5 protein-coding genes are annotated in these 4681 nt (G+C 67.1%); 4 read left to right on the plus strand and 1 reads right to left on the minus strand.

Annotated features, from left to right (window positions below; all coding sequences use genetic code 11):
* Positions 1–29 precede the first annotated feature (29 nt).
* Entirely contained in the window at positions 30–1088 is a 1059-nt protein-coding gene (locus ACQP1T_RS05225; RefSeq protein WP_433758811.1) for an ABC transporter permease, read from the minus strand.
* A gap of 130 nt (positions 1089–1218) precedes the next feature.
* Here ACQP1T_RS05225 and ACQP1T_RS05230 point away from each other — a divergent pair, with 130 nt between their 5' ends.
* From ACQP1T_RS05230 to cobM, 4 genes are all read left to right on the plus strand, one after another.
* Positions 1219–2421, plus strand: a complete 1203-nt coding sequence (locus ACQP1T_RS05230) for a sensor histidine kinase (RefSeq protein ID WP_433758812.1) — start codon at positions 1219–1221, stop codon at positions 2419–2421.
* The gene (locus ACQP1T_RS05235) at positions 2418–3035 is read left to right on the plus strand and encodes a LuxR C-terminal-related transcriptional regulator (protein ID WP_433758813.1); all 618 of its coding nucleotides are present in this window, start codon (positions 2418–2420) and stop codon (positions 3033–3035) included. The genes ACQP1T_RS05230 and ACQP1T_RS05235 overlap by 4 nt, the downstream gene beginning before the upstream one ends.
* A 101-nt stretch (positions 3036–3136) precedes the next feature.
* A complete protein-coding gene (locus ACQP1T_RS05240; RefSeq protein WP_433758814.1) occupies positions 3137–3562 on the plus strand; it encodes a PPOX class F420-dependent oxidoreductase in 426 nt (141 codons plus the stop codon).
* A gap of 16 nt (positions 3563–3578) precedes the next feature.
* Positions 3579–4343 carry a precorrin-4 C(11)-methyltransferase gene (gene cobM / locus ACQP1T_RS05245; RefSeq protein ID WP_433758815.1) on the plus strand — a complete coding sequence of 255 codons (765 nt, stop codon included), beginning with the start codon at positions 3579–3581 and terminating at the stop codon, positions 4341–4343.
* Positions 4344–4681: the final 338 nt, after the last annotated feature.

A 4681-nucleotide genomic window follows, 5' to 3' on the forward strand; every position in this document is an offset into this window, starting at 1 on the left:
GTCGCGGTGGTCATGTGGGTCTCCGGAGGTCAGCGGGTGGTGCTGAGCGCGGTCAGCGGGTCGGTGGTGAACAGGAAGCGCAGCGCGAAGGCCGCGCCGAATAGACCGAGGACGATCAGGGCCGCCGCTGGGAACAGGGTTGTCGAAACGCTGAGTACGAATGGCAGCGCGTCGCCTATGAAAGTCGCTGCGGTGATGGTGATTCCGAGTCCGACAGCGACACCCGCGGTCAGCACGATCGCCGCTTGGGCCAGGGCGTCGCGGACCAGCGCGCCGGATGTCGCCCCGAGTGCTTTCAAGGTTGCGATATCGGGCGTGCGTTGCACCGTCCATACGGTGAAGAACGCGCCGATCACCAGGGCCGAGATGGCGAACAGCAACACCGTCATCAGTGTCAGCGAACCGTTTTCGGCTTTGTAGGAACTCAATGCCGACAGTGATCCGGAGACGCTGGTCGAGGTTGTATGCGCAGATGCGTTGGCGGAGGCGGTATTCGGGACGCCGGATACCGCGAGCACCGTGGCGGCGCCACCGCGCGGGCTTATCGATTGCCAGTCGGTGAGCGTCATCCAGACGACGGGGGTGTGGCTGTACCAGTCATCGCCGTGGACCGCGGCGACCCGGAAGGTGCCCGCCCCGAGCGTGACGGTGTCACCGGCGATGGCATCGAGGGCCTCGGCCGCGCCGGTACTGAGCACGACGCTGCCGGAATCGGTTGCGAAGCGGTTGCCGAATGCGGTTCCGGCGGTACCGAACAGCGCGACCTGGGCGGCTTTGGTCGGACCCTGACCCGATACCGCCCCCTCCGTCCTGCTGATGCCGATCGGGTCAACGGAGCCCGCGGCCGCCTGCCAGGTCTCGACTTGTTGCTCGGTCAGTGCGGAGGTTTCGAAGGAGGGATCCGCGCCGTCGTCGGCGAAAACAATGGCATCGGCGTGGATCGCCTCGATGGCCGAGATGTTCTGATGCGCGAGTCCGGCGGTGAGACCGCTGAGGAAACTCACCAGCAGCGCCACCAGGGTGACCACCAGCGTGATGAGCAGAAAGCGGCCGCGTGCGGCCCGCAGATCCCGGAGTGCGACGAACATGCCATCACCCTGCCGCGCGCCAGCGCCCGCGCCATCGCGCACGCGGAGGAATGCGCCCCGATCGAAGGTTGGTCGGTGTTTTACGCCTTTCGATGGATGCCGCCCGGATAGCCGCACATAAGCTGACAACGTGCATTCGTCGCCGCTGACCCCCGTCTTCACCGCGCTGCGGTTGGGGCTGCATGTGCTGGTGACGACGCTGGCCGTGGTGGTCGCGGTGCGTGCACTGCTGCCGGGCGCTGGACATCCGCTCGGCGTTGTCACGCTGACCGTGCTGTTCCTGGCCGTGTATTTCGCCGGTGCGCTGGTCGGCCGCCACCCGGCGGGCGTTCGCATCTGGCTGGCGGCGCTGACGGTGCTTTGGCTCGGTCTCGTGGTGCTCGCGCCCGATGCCGGATACCTCGCATTCGGTGTGTTCTTCCTCTACCTGCACCTGCTGCCGCGACCGTGGAGTCTGCTCGCGGTCGGTGCGGCCACCGTGCTGGCGGTGATCGGTTTCGGGGTGCATCGTGGCTGGTCGGTGGCGGGGGTGATCGGGCCGGTGCTCGGCGCGGCCGTGGCGGTCGGGATCGGGCTCGGCTACCAGGCGCTGTTCCGCGAATCCGCGGAACGTCAGCGGCTGATCGACGAATTGCTCAGTACCCGAGCGACTCTCGCGGAGCAGGAGCGCACGGCGGGCAAATTGGCCGAGCGTGAACGGCTGGCGCAGGAGATCCACGACACCGTCGCGCAGGGGTTGAGCAGCATCCAACTGCTGCTGCACGCCGCGGAACAGTCGGCACCGGATCACCCTGCGCTGCAACAGATTCGGCTGGCACGCGAGACCGCGGCGGAGAATCTGGCCGAAACCCGAAGGCTGATCGCGGAATTGACCCCGGTCGCGTTGGAGGGGCAGAGCCTCGCGCAGGCGCTCGAGCGCATCTGTCAACGCGCCCGGACTCCAGGGCTGCGCACCCAGATGGTCGTCGAGGGCGCCCCGGAGCGCCTGTCCATGCCCGTCGAGGCCGCACTGGTTCGGATCGCGCAGGGGGCGGTCTCGAACGTGCTGCGCCACGCGGGCGCGAGCCGGATGCGATTGACCCTGACCTACGCCGATTCCGATGTCTACCTCGACGTTGTCGACGACGGCATGGGCATCGATCCCGCTGTGCTCGACCGCCCCCCATCGGGCACCTTCGGGCTGGCCGCCATGCGCAGTCGCGTCGAACAGCAGGGTGGGACCATGGCGGTCGAATCCGAACCCGGCCACACCGCGGTCACCGTCTCATTTCCGCTGGAGCCCGCACCTACTGAATCCGCTTCCGGCGCAGCCGATCTGGAGACCCATCCATGATCCGCCTGCTGCTGGCCGACGACCACGCCATTGTGCGCGCGGGCCTGCGCGCACTACTGGAGAGCAATCCCGACATCACTGTCGTCGGCGACGCACCGACCGCCGAGGCTGCCGTCGCGTTCTGTAGCACCACTCCGGTCGATCTGGTGCTGATGGATCTCAGCTTCGGCCCCGGACGCTCCGGCGTCGATGCGGCCGCCGAATTGCGGGCGCTGCCACAGCCGCCCAATGTCCTGGTCGTCACCAACTACGACACCGACGCCGATATCCTCAGCGCCATCGAGGCCGGGGCATGCGGCTACATCCTCAAGGACACCCCGCCGGTGGAGCTGCTCGCGGCGGTGCGGTCGGCGGCCGCGGGGGAGAGTGTGCTGTCGCCCGCGGTGGCCTCGAAACTGATGATCCGCGTGCGCCGCGCCGACACCACCCTGAGCCCGCGCGAAATCGAGGTGCTGCGCCTAGTGGCCGACGGCAGCTCCAACCGCGAGATCGCCAAGGAACTATTCCTCAGCGAAACCACCGTCAAATCCCACCTCGTGCACATCTACGCCAAACTCGGCGTCCGCTCCCGCACCTCCGCCGTCGCCCGCGCCCGCGAACAAGGCGCCATCTAGCGAGCGCTCGAGATCAGGTGGAACTGGTGGCGCAGGCTTCGCGTTTTGCCGCCATGGTTTCCACGTGATCATCCGTTGAGCGCGGTGGCTAGGGTGGGGGCATGGGCTTACTTTCGGATCAGCGGGTGCGCGAGTTTTTGAGCCATGCGAAGCGGACCGCGAAGGTGGCGTTTGTGGCCGCTGATGGTCGGCCTGTGGTGACTCCGGTGTGGTTTGTGCTCGAGGGGGACGAGCTGGTCTTCAATACCGGCAAGGCGTCGGCCAAGGGGAAGGCCTTCGCCCGCGATCCGCGGATCGCGCTGGTGGTCGACCTCGAGGAAGCGCCGTACTCGTCGATTCAGATCCAGGGCACCGTGACCCTGTCCGAGGATCCGGACGAACTCCTGCGCACCGCCACCGAGATCGCCGGCCGCTATATGGGCGCGGACCGCGCCGAGGAATTCGGCAAGCGCAATGGCGTCCCGGGCGAACTGGTGGTCCGGGTGCACCCGTCGAAGGTGATCGCCCACTTCGACGCGACCGCCTAGTCCTAGACTCACCCGCATGACCGTGCACTTCATCGGGGCCGGGCCGGGCGCCGCGGACCTGCTGACCGTCCGCGCGGTCGAGCTGCTGCGCACCGCCCCGGTCTGTCTCTACGCGGGCACCTACCTGGACCCCGATGTGCTCGCGCACTGCGCTCCCGATACCGAGCTGATCGACACCCAACACCTGGACATCGACCAGATCACCGAGCACCTGGTGCGCGCGCATCGCTCGGGTAAGGACGTCGCCCGGCTCTGTTCCGGCGACCCCTCCATATATTCGGCCCTGACCGAGCAAACCCGCCGTCTCGATGCCGCGGACGTGCCATGGGACATCACCCCCGGTGTCCCCGCCTACGCCGCCGCGGCCGCCCTGCTCGGCAGCGAGTTGACCGTCCCCGAGGTGGTCCAGTCGGTGGTCCTCACCCGTACCCAGGCCCGCTCGACCGCGATGCCGGAGTCGGAGGCTCTCGCGAACTTCGCCAGGACCCGGGCCACCCTGGTGCTGCATCTGGCCATTACCCGAATCCGCCCGCTGGCGGCCGAGCTGATCCCGGCATACGGTGCCGATTGCCCGACCGCCGTGGTCTACCGGGCCAGCCAACCCGATCAGCTCGTCCTGCGCGGCACCCTCACCGATATCGCCGACCAGGTCGAATCCGCGGGTCTGCGCCAGGCCGCCGTCATTCTCGTCGGCCGCGCCCTCACCCCGAATCTGTCCTGCGCCCAGTCCCATCTCTATGACCCGGCCCGTGAGCGGCACCGACCTTCGCAAGCAGTGTGAGATCGGTGACAGGTATCCAGCAAACTTGCGATGATCCCACTGCCTGGGGTGATGTTTTCCAGCTATGGGAGCTGATTGGTCGGCTGGCGACGACGACGGTAGATTGTTTCGGTGATCTGCATTGAACTTCCCGGCGGAGCCGGTCGGTGGGTGGCGGGCATGGTCGTGCCCATGTAACAAGGTCGGCCTGGCGGGCAGATAGTGCCAATGAACATTTTTTTGCTTGATTGATGAGAACTGAACGCGGGAACACAGACGCCACGCTGGCATAGGTGCGCGTCCACATCCCGGTGTTCATCGGGGAGCGCTCGTGTGGTGTTCCGGAAGCGAGGTTACGG

Source organism: Nocardia sp. CA-135398 (genome assembly GCF_050955845.1).
In the GTDB taxonomy this organism is placed as follows: domain Bacteria; phylum Actinomycetota; class Actinomycetes; order Mycobacteriales; family Mycobacteriaceae; genus Nocardia.

Excerpts from the sequence above, each read along its gene's own strand:
- ACQP1T_RS05225 (WP_433758811.1), bottom strand. The coding sequence starts at position 1,088 with ATGTTCGTCGCACTCCGGGATCTGCGGGCCGCACGCGGCCGCTTTCTG.
- ACQP1T_RS05235 (WP_433758813.1), top strand. The coding sequence starts at position 2,418 with ATGATCCGCCTGCTGCTGGCCGACGACCACGCCATTGTGCGCGCGGGC.
- ACQP1T_RS05240 (WP_433758814.1), top strand. The coding sequence starts at position 3,137 with ATGGGCTTACTTTCGGATCAGCGGGTGCGCGAGTTTTTGAGCCATGCG.
- cobM (WP_433758815.1), top strand. The coding sequence starts at position 3,579 with ATGACCGTGCACTTCATCGGGGCCGGGCCGGGCGCCGCGGACCTGCTG.